This is a genomic window from Flavobacterium sp., assembly GCF_965657075.1.
GTDB lineage: Bacteria > Bacteroidota > Bacteroidia > Flavobacteriales > Flavobacteriaceae > Flavobacterium.
In genome coordinates, this window is sequence record NZ_CBFHMV010000004.1 from 26,327 (window position 1) to 47,902 (window position 21,576).

Consider the following 21,576-nt stretch of genomic DNA (forward strand, 5'->3'; position numbering starts at 1 on the left):
TTGGATTTTTCGAGATTTTGAAACAGATAGTAGATATCTTCATACCTTTTAACCTTATGCTTTAAATTTCTTACAATATCGCTCTTTTATTTAGGAGCAGCAATTTCCATTAAAAGAGCACAGGCTAAAGCACCATAAGTTCCTATTACGTATCCAAAAATGGCTAATAAAACACCAACACTTGCTAAAGAAGGATGAAATGCAGTCGCTACAACAGGAGCTGATGCAGCACCACCAACATTTGCTTGACTTCCAACGGCTATGAAAAAATAAGGAGCTCTAATTAGTTTGGCAACACCAAAGATGATTATGAAATGAATTAGCATCCAAATTATTCCTACAAAAATTAATCCAGGATTATCCATCACTGAACCTAAATCCATTTTCATACCAATTGAAGCGACTAAAATATAAATGAATATACTTCCGATTTTTCCTGCACCAGCACCATCATAAGATTTTAAAGGTGTGAATGATAATGAGATTCCTACAATAGTTGCAATGGTTATCATCCAAAAGAATTCACCTCCAAAAGTAGAAGCAAAACTTGTAACGTCATTTACACTTTCAAAATTATTTTTAAAGAAGGTACTCAAAGTTCCCGAACCATAATGAGATAGCGCAACAGCTCCAAATGCAATGGCTAAAATAATCATGTAATCGTTTAAGGAAGGATTTCTTTTGACACTTTCTTGGTAGTTTGAAACTTTATCTTGTAATTCTTGCACTGAAGAATTATCTGCTTTTAACCATTTGTTTATGGCTTCTTTTTTACCAATACCATATAACAAAAATGCCATTCCAAGATTAGCCACAACAATATCAACTAAAACCATTGCACCATATTTATTGGAATTGTATTTAAAAATTTCCAGCATAGCTGCTTGATTCGCTCCACCACCAATCCAACTTCCTGCAATGGTTGAAAGTCCTCTCCAAACAGCATCAAATTCGGCTCCTCCAACGGTTTCTGGAGAAACTAGTGAGATTAGCAAAATAGCAATTGGTCCACCCAAAATGATGCCCACGGTTCCTGCTAAAAAAATGATTAATGCTTTTGGACCTAAATTCAGCAAAGCTTTTAAATCGATACTTAAAGTCATTAATACTAGCGCAGCGGGCAATAAATAACGACTTGCAATAAAATATATATTTGACTCCTTTTCTACTTCTACACCAGCTTCATTGATGGTTATCCATTCTGGAGAAATGATGTTAAGCGAATTTAAAACAGCTGGTAATAAATAACACATTAAAAGTGCTGGAACAATACCGTAGAATTTTTTCCAAAAGCCTTCTTCTTTATTGGAAGTGTAAAATACAAAACCTAAAAGAAACATTAATATTCCAAAAACTATGGTATCATCGGTAAAAAAAGGTGCGTTTCTCATTTGATTTATTTAAGTGACGAAAATAAACAAAAAATCCTCAAAATACTATGTAAATTGAGGATTTTCAATTTCAAAAATTAATTTCAAAAGTTAAAATAATTATGAAATCATAGTTTATTTAGGTCCTGAATTAAATTCAGAATGACAAAAATTGAGAATTAACCTTTTAACCAAGCTTCACGAACTACTTTTTTACTTTCGTCTGTTGCTTTATAACCTTCTTGCACTTCTTTTGGCATTACTGTTTTTCCTTCGATGTTTATTTCTTTGCCATCTCGTTTTATTTTCATGGCAATGGCATCACCGTCTTTCCATCCAAAAGAGCCACCCACAATTTGATTGATGTTTTCAATAGAGCATTTTACTCCATTTACTTCCAAAATTACGTCCTCATTTTTTATGCCTAATTCTTTCATGAAAGCATTTGGTTCAATACCTGGTAAGAAGAAAAACTCTTTGGAATCTTGTTTGTAAGAAATAATAGGTTGATTTCCTCCAATTAAAAAAGGATTTCCTGTAACTTCAACTTCAGCTTCTGTTATACCCATTTTTGCAAAATATTCAGAGTATGGAATTGGCGTTTCACCCGCTACATATTTGTTTAAAAAAGCACCTACTTCAGGATAAGTTAATTCGGTAATTTTTGCAAATAATTCGTTATCCTTAAACGCTTTTTTAGTACCATATTCGTTAGATAAATCTTGCATTAGTTGTAAAATTCCTTTTTGACCATTGCTTTTCTCTCTAATTTCAATATCCAAACACATGGCAATTAAAGCTCCTTTTTGATACACATTGATGTATTGGTCTTTGTAAGGTGCTTCTAAAACGTTTTTACTCATTTTTGTAAAACTCATTTTATCATTCATGCTTGCAGCTTGTGCAATTTTATCAGACATTCTTTCATAGAATTCATCTTCTTCAATTAAGCCTTGATTGACTTGAAATAAATTAGCAAAATATTCGGTAACTCCTTCATACATCCATAAATGTTCCGACATTTGAGGTTTGTTGAAGTCAAAATACTGAATTTCGTTAGAGTGAACCGTTAATGGTGTAACAATATGGAAGAATTCGTGAGAAACTACATCTTTCAATTGCTCTTGTAAAGCTTCTAATTCCATAGTTTCAGGCATTACAACCGTTGTAGAAGTTGGATGCTCCAATGCACCAAAACCTTTAGCATCTGTTGGAGTCATGCTTGAAAGATATAATAAAATCGCATATTTTTTTGTTGCATCAAATTTTCCTAAGAATTTCTTTTGAGCACGCATCATGTTTTCCATGTATGGAGTGATTTCTTTGGCCGTATATTTTCCATTTGGAGAATAAACTGAAATGATGATTTCCATGTCATCTACCATGAATGAAGTAAAATCTGGTTTTGAATACATGATTGGCATTTCAACCAAAGTAGCGTATTTTGAAGCCATAAAAACATCAGCAGTTTCGCTTTTGTCTAAATCATTCATTGCCGAAATTCCTACCAAAGTTGCAGGATGATTTACCGTTAATTTGTATGGAGTTTCTTCTTTTGTTGTAAAGTAACCTACGAATCCGTGTGTGTTTAGCATGAAGTTTTTTCCGGCATCAATATTTGTTCCTGCAGGAGAAAATACATCGGTATTATTGCCAAATCCACCTCCTTTTTCGATATCAAAAGTATCATTAACTAAATAAGTTATTTTTGAAAGTTTAGTTGCATCGCTAATCGAATAAGAATTTACGTCTAATTTCGTAATTCTTAACGGATTTCCTTTTGCATCAAAGGCTTTTACCTCTTCAATGTATTTTCCATAATCATCATCTGAATAAGTTCCAGGAACAATTTTAGGAATATTAAAAGTGGCTGTTTCTGTGGTGAAAGTTGGAGTTGCAATGCTAACCATTACTTTGTCCTCTTTTACATTTACTAAATCAATTGTAACCTCTACATCTGATTTTAAAGTTGCATTTGTACCTGTTTTACAACTGATAAAAAAACTTGCTAGTGCAAGCGTTAGAATTATTTTTTTCATTTATTGCTTTGTTTTTTAGTTTTTTACTGCTAAAATTAATTGTGCTTATATGTCCATTTTTTGAGAAAAATGTTACAATTTTAAAATAGTATTTGTTTTACTTTTAAAAGTGTTTTTTTGTTATTTTCATTTAAGCGAAAAAAAAACGCTTGTAGTACAAGCGTTAAAATTTAATCGAATTTATTTTTTATGTAATATTTTGCATCCAAATCGTCATCTTCAATAGTGTTAAATTTCATTGGTTTTGGTTTTGGTTTACTTGCAATAGCTTTCTTTTTCCATAACTCAAAATTATCTTTATTGAGTTTTTTTCTCATAATTTCATTGACATCATTTTCTACAATACCAAATTCTTCTTTTATGACTTCGTAAGGTTTTTTTTCTTCTTGAGCCATGGCAACAATTCTCTCTAAAGTTTCATTGTCTAATTCTGAAATTTTTCTTTTTTTCATTTTAATGAAAATTAATTCACGTTGATTTTAAGGTTAATACTTACAATATTAGCAAAAAATGTGCAAGTTTTTATCGAGATGTTTATTTTTAACAATTTGATAAAATTGATATGCAAAATGTGTATTTTTTTATAATATTTTTAAAGAATTGCTCTGAAAGTTAAATTTATTCTAGGTTTTTTGCTTGATGTAGCTTTTGGAATTTGATGTTTATAATGCACTTGACTGCCTTCTTTCATCAAAATTAAACTGCCGTGTTTTAATACTATATTTTGTTTTGCATCTTTTATTGTGTTGTGTTTCAGTTGAAAAGTACGTTCTTCACCCAAACTTACAGAAGCTATAATTGGATTTCTACCTAATTCTTTTTCATTATCTGCATGCCAACCGTTGCTGTCTCTTTCGTTTCTATATAAATTGAGTAAAACTGTGGTAAAAGAATGATTTGCTTTTTCTTCAACCAAATCCTTCATATACATTAATGTTGAATTCCAAGGATGCGGATTCATAATGATGTTTGAATATTTATAAGGTTTACCTTCATTACCATACAAAGCTGTTAGTCTAGGTTGTAAATAATTTTTTCCAAAAACAGTTATGTTATCTTGCTGCCAAGGTGTTTTTTCGTATAATAATTTATAGAGTTCCTCTGCTTTATCATTAGAAAAGAAATTGGGATAATACTCAAAAACAGCATCAGGTAATTCTAAAATTATTTTTTCTTGTGGAAATAAGTTAAGCATGATTTTATAGATATTGATAAGCCCAATAAATTAATACAAACTGCAAAGGCAAGCGAAGTATTAAAACCCATTTTGGCATTCTTAAACTAGCTTTTTCATTTTGTAGCATGTAAAAATGCGTAGCAAAAAAACCAATAAGAAGCACAATTATTCCAACTGCACCAACAGGAGCTGCCGAATTAAATAACAACATTACTCCAAATACAATTTCTAAAATACCACTAACTTTATTGATTAATGAAGGATTTGGAAAGTAAGGAGGAATTATTTTAATATAAAGTTTTGGACTTCGAAAATGATTTAAGCCAGCAATAATATAAATTAAAGCCATTAGGTATTGATGCCAAGGTAAATTCATAATTAGTTTTTTACGAATTTAATCAAAAACGCTTAATTATTTCATTTTTTAAATTTAATATTCATAATTACAATAGCAAAAATGATAAGTAAAACACCAAACCATTGTGATAAAATAACACTTTCATTTAAAATGAAATAAGCCATCATAACAGAAACTGGTAGTTCTAACGATGAAACAATACTTCCTAAACCTAAACCTGTATGAGGAAAACCAGAGTTCATTAACATTGGGGGGATAATTGTTCCAAAAAGTGCCAAAACAATTCCCCATTTCATAAAAATTTCAAAGTTGAATAGAGTAGTTTGCGTGAATAAAGCAAATCCAGCTACGATTATTGCTCCACCTAAAAGCATGTACAAACTTCTTTGTGCTGACGAGATTTCTAAAGCTATTTTATTGGCTGTAAACATGGTTGTGGTAAATGAAGCAGCTGCTAACATTCCAAATAAAATTCCTTTCCAATCAATTGCAACTTCTGAATTTAGTAGGTTTGTGGCCAATAAAGTTCCAATTAAAACTACAAAAACCGAGATGACTTTTTGCTTTGAAGGCGCTTTTTTATCTATAAACCATTCCAATAAAACACCCATCCAAACGGTTTGCATTAAAAGAACAATGGCAATAGAAACATCAATATATTTCACACACAAATAGTAAAAAACACTTGTCATTCCTAAAGATGTTCCTGCTAACATTAATTGAAAAATGTTCTTTTTTGAAGCTTTTATAACTTCAGTTTTAGTTTGTTGTTTTTGAAATAAATTGATGATTAAAATTCCAATGATTCCATATATAAATTGCGCAGAAGTTACTTCTGCAGTGGTGAAATTTTCTTGGTAGGCAAGCTTAACGAAAGTCGCTAACATACCATAACTAGTGGCACCTAATCCTACTAAAAAAACTCCTTTTACGATATTGTTATTCGACATTTTCTAAATTTTAAAAAGCCTGCAAAGATAGGTTTTTAATATTTAGTTTTTAGAACAAACCAGTTAAGGAAATGTTTTTTATTCCGATATTTTTAGGATCAAAACTTAATTTATTTTCTAATAACGAACTGTAGACACTTCTAAAATCAATTTCGTATTTTAAGTCGCCATTGTCTAAATCTTCTAAATTAGGATTGTTTCCAATTATAGTTCCTTTGTTGTTTCCACCAATAATGAACATTGGTGCTGCTGTTCCATGATCAGTTCCGTTTCCGTTGTCTTTGACTCTTCTTCCAAATTCGGAAAAAACTACAATGGTAATGTTTTGCAATAAATTAGCTTCTTTCAAATCGTTATAGAAACTAAAAATAGCATCATTTAATTCGCCTAAAACTCTAGCATGTGAATTGATTTGATTATCATGAGTGTCAAATCCGTTTAAGGAAGTGTAATACACTTTTGAGTTTAAATTTCCTTTAATCAAGCGAGCCATCCATTCTAAATTTTTGGATAAACCCGATTTTGGATAAGTAATTTCAGATTTAGAATTCGCCAATGCTTTCTGAATTTCATCGGAACCTTCAGTAACAGAATTGGCAATTTTTCGAACAAAATCCAATTGAGGATTGTCGGAAAGCGTTTGTTTTTCATCAGAATCTTTTCGAACTTTAAAGCGATTTGGATCTTTAACTGTAATAGAATTGGGTTGTTTTCCTTTCAACGATAAATTGTCTATTGCATCCAAATTAATTCCAGCTGTAGGTTGATGTTCGTGACAATGAATGTCTAAATATCTACCTAACCAGCCTTCACTTAAATATTCATTTATATTTGAAGCAGTTTGCCAAATTTCCTGACTTCTAAAATGCGAACGATTTGGTTCTGGATAACCTACATTTTGAATTACAGATAAATGTCCGTTTTGTTGTATAGTTGCAAAATCTTTCAACGCTGGATTAAAGCCCATTCCTTTGGTTTTTCCAATGATATCGTCTTTTGCAATTCCAATATTTGGACGCAAATCATAATACAAAGGATTATCAAACGGAATAAAGGTGTTTAAACCATCATTTCCACCATTTAATTGGATAAAAACCACCGATTGTTCTCCAGTAATGATTTGATTTGAGTTGCCAAAAGCATTTAAGAAATTTGGAAGTAATAAAGTTCCACCGGTAAAAGTTCCTGTCAGAGTTAAAAAGTTTCTTCTGTTCATAGTGCTTTGATTTAGGAATTATATTAATTGGTATTCAGGAGTTTTTACTATGTAATTGAAAAGACGCAAAACGGCATTTTCAGCACCTTCACTTTTTGGGTCAAAATCATATTTTAAGATGGTTTCCATTTCTGATTGCATTTCGTCACTTACTTGAAAAAGTAATCTGTTTGATAATTCTGAAATTACGGTTTTGTTCGTTCCATTTTTTTTCCAATCCAATTTTATGTTTAACTTTTCGGTATCTATTCTGGCATTTTCATTTCCCATTTGATTGAATGCTTTTCGACTTAAATTCAAACCATTGCACCACAAGTCCGATAAATTATTTCGTTGTAAATAAATTTGAGAACTCAACCAAGAATTTCCGCCATCCCAACCTTTTACATTGGATTGATTCATCAAATCCATTCCTTGTTGCGTTAGAAAAAATGAGAGTAGTGTCTTGTTTTCTTGTTCAAGATGCAATTCGTGCATCAATTGAAAAATGTATGTCAATGGATCTTTTATTTTGGAACCAGCATTTTCTTTAGGATATTCTTCAGTAAATATTTTAGTTAATAAAGGTTGGATTTCGAAGTTGACTTTTTTGAAATAATTTCCGTAATAAGTTACTAATTCTTGTGAAGGATTATCATAAATAAACCATTTTAGAATTTTTCGAGTGATCAAAAAAGGAATGTTTGGTTGTTCAAAAATGATATCAATTAAATCATCAACTTTAAAATTTCCTGTTTTTCCTAAATAAGTAATTGCTTCATTGTCTTGTTGAAATTTTCTATAAACAGCTCCGTTTTCTCCTAAATTTAAACCTGCTAATGCTTTTGCTCCATTTTTGATGTCATCTTCTGTGTAATTTCCAATTCCCAACGTAAAAAGTTCTAGTAATTCACGACTTAAATTTTCATTTAGTTTTCCTTTTTTGTTATCCACATTATCCAAATAACGAACCATTGCATTGGTTTTAATGATTTCTTTTGTAAGTGTTTTGAAATTTCCGAAAGCGTTTTTTCGCAATACCATATTGTGTTGGTAAATCCAATAATTGACTTTTACTTTTTTGGTGGTGGAAACAAAATGATTGTGCCAAAAACAAACCATTTTTTCACGCAAAGGAAACTCTTCATGTTGCATTTTATCAATCCACCAGTTTTTTAATTCTATCGATTTTTTGACTTGCGATTTTACAATTTCAGTTTGTTCTTCTTTAGAAGCATTTTTGATTTTATCTCTAGTTGCTTTTAAATCTTCTATTGTTTTGGGTTCGTCTTCTAAAAATTCAGGTAATTTAGAATCGTATGGAGTTTCAAAAGATTTCGATAAAAAATTTTCTAGACCTAATTTTTCAATTTCTGAAGCTTGTTGGTTGGAAAACCCCAATCGCAATGACCAAAGAGATGCTTTTTTCATAAAACTATTTTTTAGAATAACGAAAAGTTATAGCAATTAGATATAATTTTTTGAAAAAGGTTTAATGCAAAAAAATCCATCACAATTAAGTAATGGATTTTGAGAATTTATATGTTGAATTTCTTAAGAATAGGTTTTTAAAACCCATTCACAATCGCCAAGAAATCATCAGCTTTTAGCGCAGCACCACCAATTAGTCCGCCATCAACATCAGGTTTTGAGAAAATTTCTTTAGCATTATCGGGTTTAACACTTCCTCCATAAAGTATTGAAACATTATCAGCTACCTCATGGCCATACACTTTGTCAATTAAGTTACGAATGAATTTGTGCATTTCTTGAGCTTGTTCTGGAGAAGCTGTTTCACCTGTTCCAATAGCCCAAACTGGTTCGTAGGCTAAAACAATGTTGGACCAATCGCTTTTTTCTAAATGAAATAAAGCATCACGTAATTGATATTCTACCACATTGAAATGATTGTCAATTTGTCTGTCTTTTAGTTCTTCTCCAAAGCAGAAAATTACCCGGATATTGTGTTTTAGAGCTATATCAACTTTATTGGCCAATAAAGCATCAGTTTCATGGAAATAAGCACGTCTTTCACTATGTCCAAGAATTACAGTTTTAACATCAATTGAAGTTAGCATATCCGCTGAAATTTCACCTGTAAAAGCACCACCTTCTGCTTGATGCATGTTTTGAGCCGCAACAGTAATTCCTTTTCCTTTAGTGTTTTGAACTGCGGTTAAAAGATTTACAAAAGTTGGAGCGACAACAATTTCTGTATTATTCGCTTCTTTTTTGGCTATAATTTCTTCAAGAAGAGCTGTAGTTTCTTGATTGTTTTTGTGCATTTTCCAATTTCCTGCAACGATGTGTTTTCTCATTTTTTAGAATGGTTAAAAGTTTATAAGTTTATAAGGTTAAAAGGGTTGATTGTTAAAAGTTGTCAGTTTTTTATTATGTAAAAATCTGAATATCCGAAAATCTATTTTAGCTTTTCTAATGTTTTAATCAACCTATCATCATCCGCTTCAATTACTTTGAAAAGAGCTATTTTTCCAGTTTTATCTACAACCATGTATCTTGGAATCCAATCCAGTTTGATTGATTTTCCGAAAACACCTTTCATGCCATCAGAAGTTAGGTAATGTTCTCCTTGAACGTCATATTTTTCGATACCTTTTGTCCAAGCTTCATAATTTTTATCCATAGAAATAAACAGATAAGTAACGTCTGAATATTTTTCTTGAAGTTCTTTTACTTTAGGCATTCCTTTGATGCAATCAGGACACCAAGAAGCCCATACGTCAATTACAATAGTTTTTCCTTCGTATTTTTTTAGAATCTCTTGAAAAGTAATGTCTGTGTTTTCAGCCGTTTTCATTGTATTGGTAAGTGCTTCTTCTTTAAATTCAGTTTGTTGTGCTTGTGAGCATGAAAAAGTGCTTAGAGCTACAATTAATAAGGAAAGTATTTTTTTCATAATTATTTTTTTTAGAAGCTGAATCAAGTTCAGCTTGACAAAAGTTTGTTTTATTTAATTTTTGAGTAGGGTTGTTTTACCATTTTTTCTAATGTATTTCCGTCAAATTGATTGGCATCAATTCCGTCAAATATTTTTATTTTGTTTCCATTCCATAGATACATCACACCTGGTGTGTTTCTTTCGTTACCCAATTCATTCCAAAATGGAATAATTTCAATGATTTTATATGGATAAGTGGCTTGTGCTATTTCAAAAAATTCAGGAATTTTATAAGCTTCTTCATTCATAAAAATAATTTTTACATCTGGAAAATTCTTGTCTTTTTTTCGCATTGCAGTTAATTCTTTGGCTGTGTCTTGACAATGATCGCAACCAGGTGCAAAGAAGCAAAGTATTTTTTTTCCATTATCAATATCTGGGTAGAATTTGGCAAAACCTGATTTTGATGCTTTAGGTTCGTCAATAACTTCTTTAATTACTTCTTTTGTTTCATCAGATTTTGGTTCTGTTTCTTTAGTATTTAAAACATCTTCTTTGTCAATATCAATTTTAGTATTTGCATTAAACAAAGTATCATTTGTTTCTATATTGAGTAGATTTATTTCTACATTGTCATTGCTATTTATTGGAATTTCTATGGGTCTAATAGGAGCTAACATGAATAAACCTAAAATTGAAGCTAAAGTTATGGTTGATAAAAACCAAATTTTAGTTTTATCAGTTTCCATGATTTTTAATTTTAATAACCCAACTAATAATCCGATAGCAACAATATTTTTAATGATAGCTTCAATTGGTGTCATAGGTAATAAACTTCCAAAACAACCACAATTTCCTGCATTTCCTCCTGTTTTAAAGGTTTCATATGAAAGATGAATGGTAAAAACAGCTAATAACAAAATAGAAACTGGTGTAATTACTTTTCTGATTTTTACAGGTAACAAAAATAAGATTCCCAAGGCGAATTCAATTCCGATTAAAAATCTTGAAAAATAAGGTGCAATATGTTCTGAAAAGCCTAATGGATATAATTGTTTTACTTCAAAAGTAGATATAGCAAAATAAGGTGATGGATATAATTTAGCAACAGCCGAAACTATAAAAAGGGCAGCGATTACGATTCTAATGATCCAAGAAAGAGCGTATTTGTTCATAAAAAATTAAATTCCAATTATTAAAAATTCCAAATTCCAACTGTAAAAATAATGGATTTAAAATTAAATTTTGTTAATACTTTGTTATTGAGATGTTATTCTGAGTCTTTTCCCATTAAAATTAAAGCGAAAACCGAATAGTTAATCATGTCTTGATAATTGGCATCAATTCCTTCAGAAACTAATGTTTTTCCTTTGTTATCTTCAATTTGCTTAACGCGAAGTAACTTTTGAAGAATCAAATCGGTCAAACTACTTACTCGCATTTCTCTCCATGCTTCACCATAATCGTGGTTTTTGTTTTCCATTAATTCTTTCGTTAGAGCGACTTTTTCGTTGTATAATTTTATACCTTCTTCAAAACCTAAATCGGGTTGATCGGCAATTCCTTTGTCGATTTGGATTAAAGCCATGATACAATAGTTGATGATTCCTATAAATTCTGAGGTTTCATCTTCATCTACTTTTCTAACTCCATTTTCTTGTAAACTTCTAATTCTTTGGGCTTTTATAAAAATTTGATCGGTTAGTGATGGCAAACGCAAAATTCTCCACGCACTACCATAATCTTTCATTTTTTTGGAATATAATTCTTTGCAAATGGCAATAATTGCATCATATTGTTGTGATGTATTCTTCATTAGAATTGTATCTTTGTATATAATTTTCAAAAATAGATAATTTAGTATTAAGATTGAAGTATTAAGTACAAAGATTTTGGATTTTAGATAACAGATTTTTAGACGAAAGATGACAAACCAACAACCAACAATAAATTGCAAGGGAAACTTGATTGATTTATCGCACCCCAAAGTAATGGGAATTTTAAATTTGACACCAAACTCATTTTATGATGGTGGAAAGTATAAAGATGAATTGCAAATTGTAAATCAAGTTGAAAAAATGTTGCATGATGGTGCTGCATTTATTGATGTTGGAGCTTATTCTAGCAAGCCTAATGCTGAGTTTGTTTCAGAAGAAGAAGAATTAAATCGACTGTTGCCAATTATTGATTTGTTATTAATGAAATTTCCAAGTATTTTACTTTCTGTAGATACTTTTAGAAGTCAAGTTGCCAAAAAAGCAGTTGAAAATGGAGTCGCTATTGTAAATGATATTTCCGCTGGAATGTTAGATGAAAAAATGATTGAAATGGTTGCTAAATTGCAAGTTCCATACATCATGATGCACATGAAAGGAAATCCTCAAACCATGCAGAGTTTGGCTAATTATGAAGATGTTGTTAAGGAAATGATTTTTTATTTTTCAGAAAGAATTCAAGTTGCGAGAAGTTTTGGAATGAATGATATCATTATTGATCCAGGATTTGGATTTGCAAAAACATTAGAACAAAATTATGAAGTTTTACAAAAATTAGAGTTGTTTTCGATGTTAGAATTGCCTTTGTTAGCTGGAGTTTCTAGGAAGTCAATGATTTATAAAACACTAGAAAATTCTCCAGAAGAAGCACTTAACGGCACCACAGTTTTAAATACAATTGCTTTGCAAAAAGGAGCTAAAATACTTAGAGTTCATGATGTTAAGGAAGCTGTGGAATGTGTTACGTTACTCAATAAATTAATTTAGATTCTGAACCAAGTTCAGAATGACAAAAAAAACATGAAAAAACTACTTTTTATAATTGTTGTGTTGCTATTTATTTCTTGTAAAAAAGAAGATATTCAATTACCAAAATCCAATAAAACTATTTTAAAAGATATTCAGGATCATTCACCTGTTTATATGTTTTTTAGAACTAAAGATAATGATACAATAATTGAGGTTAATCGTCAAAACACTATTGGAACAACGAATTGGATTTATTCTATTGACAAACGATTGCCTTTGAAATTAGTTGTTCCAGAAATTATTAAGTTGCAAGAGAAAAAGAAAAATTCATCTCACAAAAAAGAAGGTGCTATTGAAGTTTTTTCTTACGCTGATTCTATTGGAAAGAATTTAGCTTTTGTTCCGTTTACAGAAATTGACTTTAAAACCCAAAAGCCAAAGTCTGGAATTGAAATTTATATTTCAAAAAATAATCAGGTTATTGTCGATGGTAAAAAAGTACCAAATAATGATTTAGAACGATATTTAGAAGAAGAATTAACAGTGTTAGAACTTTCTAAAACGGTTATATCGATAGATAAAGATGCAAATTATGAATTGTTTTTAAATGTTATTATTAATATTCAAATGACTGAAATTAAAAGAAACTATCCTACAATTTACATCTACTAAATGACTTTTAAAATCAAGTTTTTACTTTTACTGATGGTGATAAGGTTCATTTTTTAAAATAGTGAAGCCTCTATAAATTTGTTCAATGACAAATAAACGAACCATTTGATGTGAAAATGTCATTTCTGACAAAGCAACTTTTCCGTTGGCTTTTTGGTAAACCGTTTCACTAAAACCATAAGGACCACCAATTACAAAAACTAAAGTTTTAATTCCAGCATTCATTTTTTTCTGTAAAAATTCAGAAAAACCAACACTTGAAAATGTTTTTCCGTTTTCATCTAAAAGAATTAAATTATCTGTTGGAACTATTTTCGATAAAATCAATTCACCTTCTTTTTCTTTTTGTTGAGCTTCCGAAAGATTTTTTACATTTTTTATGTCAGGAATAATTTCCAAATCAAACTTTATGTAAAACGATAAACGTTTAGTATATTCTTCAATTAAGGTTTGAAGATTTTTGTTATCTGTTTTGCCAATTGCAATTAGTTTGATGTTCATTTTCTGATTTTTTACAAAAATACAAATCTTTGCTTATTGATAATCTTCATACCAATTAAACTTACTTTCAATTATAGCTTGTTTGTTTTCTTTAATAAATTTTAAGAATTCTTTAGCAATTGGTGAAAGTGATTTTTGCGATTGCCAAATTAAATTCCATTCGGTTTTAGTTGGTAATCCTTTTACAGGAATGATTTTTAGATCACCTTTTTGTAATTCATTTTTAATTCCGATTAAAGGCATTATGGAAAGTCCTAAACCTGCAATTACTGCTTGTTTTACAGCTTCGTTTGAGGTTAGTTCAAGTTTGTTTTTTATTTTTAATTGATTGTTTTCAAAAAACCGCTTCATTTTAAAACGAGTACCAGAACCACTTTCTCTATAGATAATTGGAAATTCAGTAATTTTTTTTGGTGAAATAATATTTTTTGGAGTTTCAAAATCTCTATTAGCTACTAAGAAAAGTTTGTTTTGCATCAATTCTTCATTAAAAACGCTTATATTTTCTGGTAAAATAGAAACTAATGCTAAATCAACTTCATTTTTTTCGATACTTGCAATAACTTTTGACTTATTCGTTACATCTAATTGCAGTTCAATGCCTTCATGTTGTTTTAGAAAGTCGGATAAAAAATAAGGAATTATATATTTAGCTGTTGAAACCACAGATATTTTTAACGTGCCTGTCAAATGGCCTTTGTAAGCTAAAGTTTTAAACTGAATTTCCTGAACTTCATTATTAATTCTACTGACAATCTCAGCAATTTCATTCCCAAATTCTGTAACATATAATTGTCTTCCCACAATTTCAGTAATTGGAATTTCAAATTGATCCTGAAAATTTTTTAGTTGTATAGAAACAGCTGGCTGAGTTAAATTTAGTTCTTCTGCAGCCTTTGTAATACTTCTAGTTTCAACTATTTTTAAAAAAACTTGTAATTGGTGCAATGTGTAATTCATAAATATATTTTATGGAATGAATTACAAATATAAATAAAAATATATAAATAAGTTTATAGAAATTTGCATCATAAAATATATACGTATGAAATCGCCATTAACAAAAAGTTTGTTGCAAACAAACACCAATGAAAATAAAGCGATACCATATGACCTTTGAAAAACAATAAATATTTACATATGAAAACTAGATTAATTTTCGCCACAGTTATTTATATTTTATTGTTGCTTATGGCTATAGCAAAACAAAAGTCATCTATAATAAAGGACAGTTTAATTTTAGGATCAACGCTCTTTTATGTCTTGTATGCAATTTCAATAATTACCAATAAGCAAAATATAACTAAAAAAAATTAACATGGAAAATCACAATGAATTTAAATTAGTAAAAGGAATTTTTTCACCAGAAGATGCTAAAGAAGTTTTATTTAAGTTGGTAAACAGTAAAATCAAGTTTCATCAACTAGAAAAATTTAGTATAACGGAACGAAACATGGGTGATATTGATTATTCTGAAGAAAGAATTCATGAATTAGAAGCTGCAAAAATTCAAATTGAAGAACAAATAGCATTGGCTCAAAAAGAAAACAGAGCCATCAAAATTGACGGTACAATTGTATTAGAATTAATGGAGAAATATAATGTTTCAAGGTAGAAAATTACTAATAGCTACAAAACATAAAAAAGAAGAAGTAATGGTACCATTATTTCAAAAACATCTAGATGTAGATTGTTTTGTTGCTAAAGAATTTGATACCGATTTATTAGGAACTTTTTCTGCAGAAATTGAACGAAAATTAGACGTTATCGAAACTTTAAGGCAAAAATGTTTATTGTCTATACAAAGCACTGATTTTGATATGGTTGTGGCTAGTGAAGGCTCTTTTGGAGCTCATCCAACCTTTTTTTTTGCTCATGCAGATGATGAATTGGTGATGTTTAAGGATATCAAAAATAATTTAGAAATTGTAGCAAGGCATCTTTCTGTTGAAACCAATTTTGATGGAATGGTAATAAATACTATACAAGAATTAGAAGATTTTGTTCAAAAAGTCAAATTTCCTTCTCACGGAATCATTCTAAAATCATCCGAAAAAAATTCTGAAATAATTCTGAAAGATATTGAGACTTATTCTGAGTTACTAGAAAATTTCAACAAATTAAGAGAAAATTATTCCTTAGTTTTTGCTGAAACTGATATGCGAGCCTTTAGAAATCCATCAAGAATGTTAGTAATCAAAGATGCAACTGAAAAATTGATAGAGAAAATAAACACACTTTGTCCTTCCTGTCAAACTCCTGGTTTTGAGGTTAAAAATGTAAATTCAGGTTTGCCATGCGAATTGTGTGGTTTCAAAACCAAATCAACTTTGAGTCATACTTATGGTTGTTCCAAATGTGATTTTAAGGAAGAAAAGTTTTTTCCTTTCGACAAAAAATTCGAAGATCCAATGCACTGTGATTATTGTAACCCCTAATTTATGAAGATAAGTAACGATATTAACGAAGCTGTTTTTTGGTTGTCACAGAATAAAGTCGTAGCAATTCCAACCGAAACCGTTTACGGATTAGCAGCAAATATTTATAATGAAGAAGCCGTAAATTCCATTTATAAAATTAAGAACAGACCTTCCAACAATCCTTTAATTGTTCATATAAAATCGGAAAGGGAATTGTATAAATATGTAGACCATGTTCCTGTAAAAGCTAATCTGTTAGCTAAGACTTTTTGGCCTGGACCGTTGACTTTGGTTTTGAAAAAAGCAGCTCACATTCCTAATTATATTACTTCCAACAAAGATACAGTTGCTATTCGAGTTCCTGCACATAAAACTACTTTAAATCTTTTAGAAAATTTACTATTTCCTTTGGCAGCTCCAAGTGCCAATCCTTCTAATAATGTGAGTTCAACTACTGCTCAACATGTTTTAGATTATTTTGGAGACAAATTGCCTTTTGTTTTAGACGGTGGTTCTTGTGCTAAGGGTTTAGAATCTACGATTATTGGTTTTGAAAAAGGTGAGCCTATTATATATAGATTAGGAGCTTTGTCAGTGGAACATATAGAAAGAGTAGTAGGAAAAGTTCAAATAAGAAACAATGCCACTCAAAATCCAGATGCTCCTGGTATGTTTTCAAAACATTATGCACCAAAAACACCATTATATATTGTAAAGAATTTAGAAGATTTTTTGAGCAAAGCAAATGATACTAATTGTGCTTATTTAGGATTTGATAAACCATTCATCCATTCAAAAATCAATAAAAATTATCTTCTCTCAGAAAATAAAAATTTTGATGAAGCAGCTTCCAATTTATATAAAACTTTAATTGAAATTGATACCCAACAATTTGATTTAATAGTAACTCAATATTTACCAGAAATAGATTTAGGTAAATCCATTAACGATAGGCTTTCAAGAGCTGCATTTCAAATAAACTAAACACCAATTATGAATTTAGATTTACTAATCGACAACTTAAAAAATCCAGCTTTATTATTTTTTATTTTAGGAATTATTGCTGTAAGATTGAAAAGTGATTTGGCTATTCCTGAGAATTCTTCCAAATTTATTTCTTTGTATCTTTTGTTTGCTATTGGCTTTAAAGGTGGACAAGAATTAGCTCATAGTGAATTTTCAATGGAGATTATTTACTGTATTATTTTTGGACTTTCAACTGCAATATTAATTCCAATACTTACTTTTTTCATTCTTAAAAGAAAACTTTCAATTTCCAATTCTGGTGCAATTGCTGCAGCATATGGTTCTGTAAGTGCAGTGACATTTGTTACGGCTATTTCATTTTTAGAATTACAAAACATTTCATTTAATGGACATATGGTTGCTGTTATGGCTTTGATGGAAGCACCTGCCATTATTGTTGGTGTGGTTTTAATTCGAATGTTTTCAAAAAGCAAAAAAACAGATACTCAACAATCTTTAGGGCAAATAGTTAAGCATTCCTTTACTAATGGTAGTGTTTTATTAATTTTAGGAAGTTTGGTAATTGGTTTTTTGGCAAGTGATCAACAAGCTTTAGGAATAAAACCTTTTACTAATGATTTGTTTAAAGGATTTTTAGCTATTTTTCTTTTAGATATGGGAATTGTTTGTGGAAAAAAATTAAAAGATTTTCTAAAGAATGGAGCTTTTACAACCATTTTTGCCATCATTATACCTTTGATCAATGGAGTAATATTTGCATGTTTAAGTGGTTTTGCGACACAAAATGTTGGTGATAGATTCATGCTAGCAGTGTTAGCGGCAAGTGCATCTTATATTGCTGTTCCAGCAGCTATGAAAATTGCTGTACCCAAAGCAAATCCTGGTATTTTTATTCCAATGGCTTTAGCAATAACTTTTCCTGTAAACATTACAATTGGAATGCCTATTTATATGTTTGTGATAATGAATTGCTAAAAAAAAATATACTATTTCAGATGTTTTAATGTTATAAAATAAAACATCATCCAATGAGAAACATATTTTTAGCTTTTTTTATAATTCTTTTTAGTTGTAAAGAAGTTACCTCGGAAAAATTATTTTCTGAAGTAGTAAGTTCTGATGAAGTTGCAAAGGATTATTCTAATTCAAACCAAGAGGCTTTAAAATTTTGCAAAGAAAAAGATTTTAATCAAGAATACTATTTTTTGATTGACATGAGTATTCATTCAGGTAAAAATAGATTTTTTATTCATGATTTTAAGAAAGATTCTATTGTAGCAAGCAAACTAGTTACTCATGGAAGTTGCGATAAATTTGAAGACAATGAAACCAAGTGGGAAAAGGCAAAATTTAGTAATAAGCCAGAGAGTCATTGTTCATCCAAAGGAAAATATAAAATTGGTAAACGAGACTATAGCAGTTGGGGAATAAAAGTAAAATATTGGTTGCACGGCTTATAACAAACCAATAATAATGCAGTTGATAGAGTAGTAGTGCTTCATTCTTGGAATACAGTGAAAGATGAGGAAGTTTATCCAAAATATACTCCTCTAAGTTGGGGTTGTCCAGCAGTTTCCAATGAATTTATGAAAGTCTTAGATGAAAAATTAAAACAAACCAAAAAACCTGTACTGCTTTGGATTATGGACTAATTTTGATATGAAACTGCTTTTCTTTTTAAATTTTTATTAAAAATATAACATTCAACTTTTCCTTTAGTCAACCAAGAAATTCCAAAAGCAATTAAAGCTATAGTTTCTAGTGTGAAAATAGGTTTTAATCTTCTTAACCATTCTATTTTTAAATGTTCAAAAAAGATGCCGTAAATCACTATAAATACTAAACAAACCAACATTGTTATTCCACTGATTTTATAAATTTTATGTTCTTTTTGTTTTCCATAGACATTTATTTCGTGGGTTCTTCTAAAATTAATAATTGACATAAAAGCTAAAGTAATAAAAAATAAAAACGCAAAAATTAAATGAATACCTGCAACAATTGGGCTGCTTAAAAAGATAAGTACATTGTCTTTAAATTCATTAGCAGAAGTAGGAAAAATGACTAATCCAACAGCACAAATAGCTGCAAAATTGGTCATGAAATTATCTGAAAATCCAAATTCATTTTTTCTTTTTTCATATCCTTTATAAGCAAATAAAAACAAGGCAACGGCAAACATGGCTCCAATAAAAAGTGGCCCAACTGATGTGTAATAATAATGACTTATTGAGGCTTTAAGAGAACTACTTGGTACATAAACTTGACTTCCATCAGAAACTAGGTATTTATTGTTTAAGAGGTTCAATTTATTAAAAAATAGATTTCCAAGAATTAATATAAAAGGTAATAAAATGCCCAACCATCCAATTGTTTTGCTCATGGTTAAATAGGAAATTACTTTTTGTTGTTCTGTTTGAATTTGTATTGTCTTCATAATTTGTTTTATTTATGAGTAGATACATTGTAATTCAAAATTGTTACCTATATTTTTTAATTTTTTTCGACAATATCACTTAAGTGAACTCGAAGTGCAGTTACTGAAATACTAATTTCCCAAAATGATAATGCTAATGAAATTAATAAGCACAATAAACTTGCTCCAAAAAAATAAATGCCAACCATTTCTTGTTCTAAAAAAAGTAAAAGCATTGCAAACACCGATAAAAATAAGCACATTACGCCAAAAAGCTGCATGTATCTTATCAATGTTATTCGAAGATTTAAGTTTTTTATCTGAATTAGAATACTTTTGGTGTGTTCTTGGTCGTATGTTTTTTTTAAACCTCTAACAATTTGTGCAATGGTTAAAAATCTATTGGTATAAGCCAATAAAATTAATGAAGTTGCCGAAAAAAGCAGTGCTGGAGTTTCTATAGGTAGGTTCATATTGTGTTATTCATTTTCAAAATTAATGATTATTTCAGGAGAATTTAGTCTGACTTTTAACCATTCTTTTACTTTTTTACGCTCTTCCGGATTTATTTTTTCTACAGATTTAATATTGGAAATCCACACATTTTGATTTATCGAATCATTAATTAAAACTGTAGGCTGAAGAGCAAATGTTGCTATGGATGGATATTGCGCTTTCAATTCTTTATAAACTTGTAAACTTACTTCTTTTTGTTTTTGAATGCTGTCCATTTTTAAATTTAAAGTTTCAATTTGATTGGCATTATTTTTTAAATTTGTTGTTAATAAATTATCTTGAACTGTTTTAGAAGTATTTTCGTTTAAATAGGAAAAACCTTGTTGGATGGTAAGATTGCATTCGGGTAAATAATATTTCTTAAGTTTAGATTTTAAGGCATTTATTGCGCTGTCTTTTATTAACAATCCACCATAAGTTAATGTGATTTCTTGAGTGCTTGGACTAATGTTTTTTTTTAATAAATAATTATTTGGAAATTTAGCTTCATTATCAACAAAGGCACTTGCTTTCTTTTGAAATTTATTTTGTTGAACAATATCATAACCAAAGTAAATACTTGGAATAAGAGTGATAATAACTATGGCCCAAACAATTCGATTTGATTTTTTTTCAATAGATTTATCAGGATGTACTTTGTAGGGAAATTTCAATAAACGAACGGTGATTAGTGTTGCCAATGCAATAAAAACAGTATTAATTAGAAAAAGGTAAGAAGCTCCTAAAAAGTAGTCTAATTGCCATGTGGCTATTCCGTAACCTGCAGTACATAATGGTGGCATTAATGCTGTTGCAATTGCTACACCCGGAATTACGTTTCCTTTTAACTTACTTGATGTGGCTAAAATTCCAGCTAAACCACCAAAAAAAGCAATTAATACATCGTAAATATTGGGTGAAGTTCTAGCTAAAATTTCTGAATGTGCATCATTAATGGGCGAAATTGCAAAATAGATAGCAGATGTAACCAAACCAACACCAGCAGCAAAAAGATAATTATAACCCGCTTTTTTTAATAAAGTTAAATCGTTAATTGCCATACCTAAGCCCAATCCCATAATTGGACCCATCAATGGAGAAATAAGCATGGCTCCAATTACAACAGCTGGAGAATTTACATTTAAACCTAAAGAAGCAATAAAAATAGCAAAAACCAAAATCCAAAGGTTTGTTCCTTTAAATACAACGCCATTATAAATTGACTCAACTATATCTTTAAAGTTCTCGGTTTCTCTGTGAAGTTTAAAATTGTCTAAAATATTCATTGGCTTTATTTCTTGTATGTAAAAATACATATTTTCTAATCAAGAAATGTCAAAAAAAAAATCCGAT

Annotated in this window: 23 protein-coding genes and 1 pseudogene; 7 read left to right on the top strand and 17 right to left on the bottom strand. The window is 29.8% G+C overall.

Going from position 1 to position 21,576, the window contains the following annotated elements; all coding sequences use genetic code 11:
* Positions 1-86: 86 nt before the first annotated feature.
* From ACTF56_RS04050 to ACTF56_RS04105, 12 genes are all read right to left on the bottom strand, one after another.
* Positions 87-1,391 (bottom strand): DUF819 family protein, encoded by a 1,305-nt coding sequence (locus ACTF56_RS04050; protein WP_438965633.1) that lies wholly within the window; start codon positions 1,389-1,391, stop codon positions 87-89.
* A gap of 158 nt (positions 1,392-1,549) precedes the next feature.
* Positions 1,550-3,409 (bottom strand): M61 family metallopeptidase, encoded by a 1,860-nt coding sequence (locus ACTF56_RS04055; RefSeq protein WP_438965634.1) that lies wholly within the window; start codon positions 3,407-3,409, stop codon positions 1,550-1,552.
* Between the two features lie 170 nt (positions 3,410-3,579).
* Positions 3,580-3,861, bottom strand: a complete 282-nt coding sequence (locus ACTF56_RS04060) for a DUF2805 domain-containing protein (protein ID WP_438965635.1) — start codon at positions 3,859-3,861, stop codon at positions 3,580-3,582.
* A 140-nt stretch (positions 3,862-4,001) separates the two neighbouring features.
* Positions 4,002-4,604: an alpha-ketoglutarate-dependent dioxygenase AlkB family protein gene (locus ACTF56_RS04065; protein WP_438965636.1), complete on the bottom strand. Its 603-nt coding sequence runs from the start codon at positions 4,602-4,604 to the stop codon at positions 4,002-4,004.
* 4 nt (positions 4,605-4,608) lie between these two features.
* Positions 4,609-4,962, bottom strand: coding sequence for a DoxX family protein (locus tag ACTF56_RS04070; RefSeq protein WP_438965637.1), 354 nt, complete (start codon positions 4,960-4,962; stop codon positions 4,609-4,611).
* A 41-nt stretch (positions 4,963-5,003) separates the two neighbouring features.
* Positions 5,004-5,894 (bottom strand): EamA family transporter, encoded by an 891-nt coding sequence (locus ACTF56_RS04075; protein ID WP_438965638.1) that lies wholly within the window; start codon positions 5,892-5,894, stop codon positions 5,004-5,006.
* 49 nt (positions 5,895-5,943) lie between these two features.
* Positions 5,944-7,110, bottom strand: a complete 1,167-nt coding sequence (locus tag ACTF56_RS04080; protein ID WP_438965639.1) for a DUF1501 domain-containing protein — start codon at positions 7,108-7,110, stop codon at positions 5,944-5,946.
* Between the two features lie 18 nt (positions 7,111-7,128).
* Complete coding sequence (locus ACTF56_RS04085) at positions 7,129-8,520, bottom strand: DUF1800 domain-containing protein (RefSeq protein ID WP_438965640.1); 1,392 nt, start codon at positions 8,518-8,520, stop codon at positions 7,129-7,131.
* A 137-nt stretch (positions 8,521-8,657) separates the two neighbouring features.
* Positions 8,658-9,407: a triose-phosphate isomerase gene (gene tpiA / locus ACTF56_RS04090; protein WP_438965641.1), complete on the bottom strand. Its 750-nt coding sequence runs from the start codon at positions 9,405-9,407 to the stop codon at positions 8,658-8,660.
* Between the two features lie 101 nt (positions 9,408-9,508).
* Entirely contained in the window at positions 9,509-10,006 is a 498-nt protein-coding gene (locus tag ACTF56_RS04095; RefSeq protein ID WP_438965642.1) for a thioredoxin-like domain-containing protein, read from the bottom strand.
* Positions 10,007-10,056: 50 nt separating this feature from the next.
* Positions 10,057-11,163 carry a MauE/DoxX family redox-associated membrane protein gene (locus ACTF56_RS04100; RefSeq protein WP_438965643.1) on the bottom strand — a complete coding sequence of 369 codons (1,107 nt, stop codon included), beginning with the start codon at positions 11,161-11,163 and terminating at the stop codon, positions 10,057-10,059.
* A 95-nt stretch (positions 11,164-11,258) separates the two neighbouring features.
* Positions 11,259-11,804 (bottom strand): DUF1599 domain-containing protein, encoded by a 546-nt coding sequence (locus ACTF56_RS04105; RefSeq protein ID WP_438965644.1) that lies wholly within the window; start codon positions 11,802-11,804, stop codon positions 11,259-11,261.
* A gap of 175 nt (positions 11,805-11,979) precedes the next feature.
* On the opposite strand from ACTF56_RS04105, the gene folP reads away from it, so the two are divergent.
* The gene (gene folP / locus ACTF56_RS04110; RefSeq protein WP_438965645.1) at positions 11,980-12,750 is read left to right on the top strand and encodes a dihydropteroate synthase; all 771 of its coding nucleotides are present in this window, start codon (positions 11,980-11,982) and stop codon (positions 12,748-12,750) included.
* A 156-nt stretch (positions 12,751-12,906) separates the two neighbouring features.
* Complete coding sequence (locus tag ACTF56_RS04115) at positions 12,907-13,404, top strand: biopolymer transporter ExbD (protein WP_438965804.1); 498 nt, start codon at positions 12,907-12,909, stop codon at positions 13,402-13,404.
* 27 nt (positions 13,405-13,431) lie between these two features.
* Here ACTF56_RS04115 and rlmH read toward each other — a convergent pair whose 3' ends face one another.
* Both rlmH and ACTF56_RS04125 read right to left on the bottom strand, forming a co-directional pair.
* Positions 13,432-13,905, bottom strand: a complete 474-nt coding sequence (gene rlmH / locus ACTF56_RS04120) for a 23S rRNA (pseudouridine(1915)-N(3))-methyltransferase RlmH (RefSeq protein ID WP_438965646.1) — start codon at positions 13,903-13,905, stop codon at positions 13,432-13,434.
* A gap of 33 nt (positions 13,906-13,938) precedes the next feature.
* Positions 13,939-14,865 (bottom strand): LysR family transcriptional regulator, encoded by a 927-nt coding sequence (locus ACTF56_RS04125; RefSeq protein WP_438965647.1) that lies wholly within the window; start codon positions 14,863-14,865, stop codon positions 13,939-13,941.
* A 358-nt stretch (positions 14,866-15,223) separates the two neighbouring features.
* On the opposite strand from ACTF56_RS04125, the gene ACTF56_RS04130 reads away from it, so the two are divergent.
* From ACTF56_RS04130 to ACTF56_RS04150, 5 genes and pseudogenes are all read left to right on the top strand, one after another.
* Positions 15,224-15,520 carry a hypothetical protein gene (locus ACTF56_RS04130; RefSeq protein ID WP_438965648.1) on the top strand — a complete coding sequence of 99 codons (297 nt, stop codon included), beginning with the start codon at positions 15,224-15,226 and terminating at the stop codon, positions 15,518-15,520.
* A 40-nt stretch (positions 15,521-15,560) separates the two neighbouring features.
* Entirely contained in the window at positions 15,561-16,343 is a 783-nt protein-coding gene (locus tag ACTF56_RS04135) for a DUF6671 family protein (protein WP_438965649.1), read from the top strand.
* A 3-nt stretch (positions 16,344-16,346) separates the two neighbouring features.
* On the top strand, positions 16,347-17,309 hold the full coding sequence (locus ACTF56_RS04140) for an L-threonylcarbamoyladenylate synthase (protein ID WP_438965650.1): 963 nt from the start codon (positions 16,347-16,349) through the stop codon (positions 17,307-17,309).
* Positions 17,310-17,318: 9 nt separating this feature from the next.
* Positions 17,319-18,287 (top strand): sodium-dependent bicarbonate transport family permease, encoded by a 969-nt coding sequence (locus ACTF56_RS04145; RefSeq protein ID WP_438965651.1) that lies wholly within the window; start codon positions 17,319-17,321, stop codon positions 18,285-18,287.
* A gap of 53 nt (positions 18,288-18,340) precedes the next feature.
* Positions 18,341-18,964 (top strand): annotated as a pseudogene (locus tag ACTF56_RS04150) (murein L,D-transpeptidase catalytic domain-containing protein).
* On the opposite strand, the gene ACTF56_RS04155 reads toward ACTF56_RS04150, so the two are convergent.
* From ACTF56_RS04155 to ACTF56_RS04165, 3 genes are read right to left on the bottom strand one after another with little or no spacing between them, the layout of a single operon-like run.
* The gene (locus ACTF56_RS04155) at positions 18,961-19,749 is read right to left on the bottom strand and encodes a hypothetical protein (RefSeq protein WP_438965652.1); all 789 of its coding nucleotides are present in this window, start codon (positions 19,747-19,749) and stop codon (positions 18,961-18,963) included. The pseudogene ACTF56_RS04150 and the gene ACTF56_RS04155 overlap by 4 nt on opposite strands.
* Positions 19,750-19,805: 56 nt before the next feature.
* Entirely contained in the window at positions 19,806-20,201 is a 396-nt protein-coding gene (locus ACTF56_RS04160) for a DUF2721 domain-containing protein (RefSeq protein WP_438965653.1), read from the bottom strand.
* Between the two features lie 6 nt (positions 20,202-20,207).
* Positions 20,208-21,509 carry a DUF389 domain-containing protein gene (locus tag ACTF56_RS04165; RefSeq protein ID WP_438965654.1) on the bottom strand — a complete coding sequence of 434 codons (1,302 nt, stop codon included), beginning with the start codon at positions 21,507-21,509 and terminating at the stop codon, positions 20,208-20,210.
* Positions 21,510-21,576: the final 67 nt, after the last annotated feature.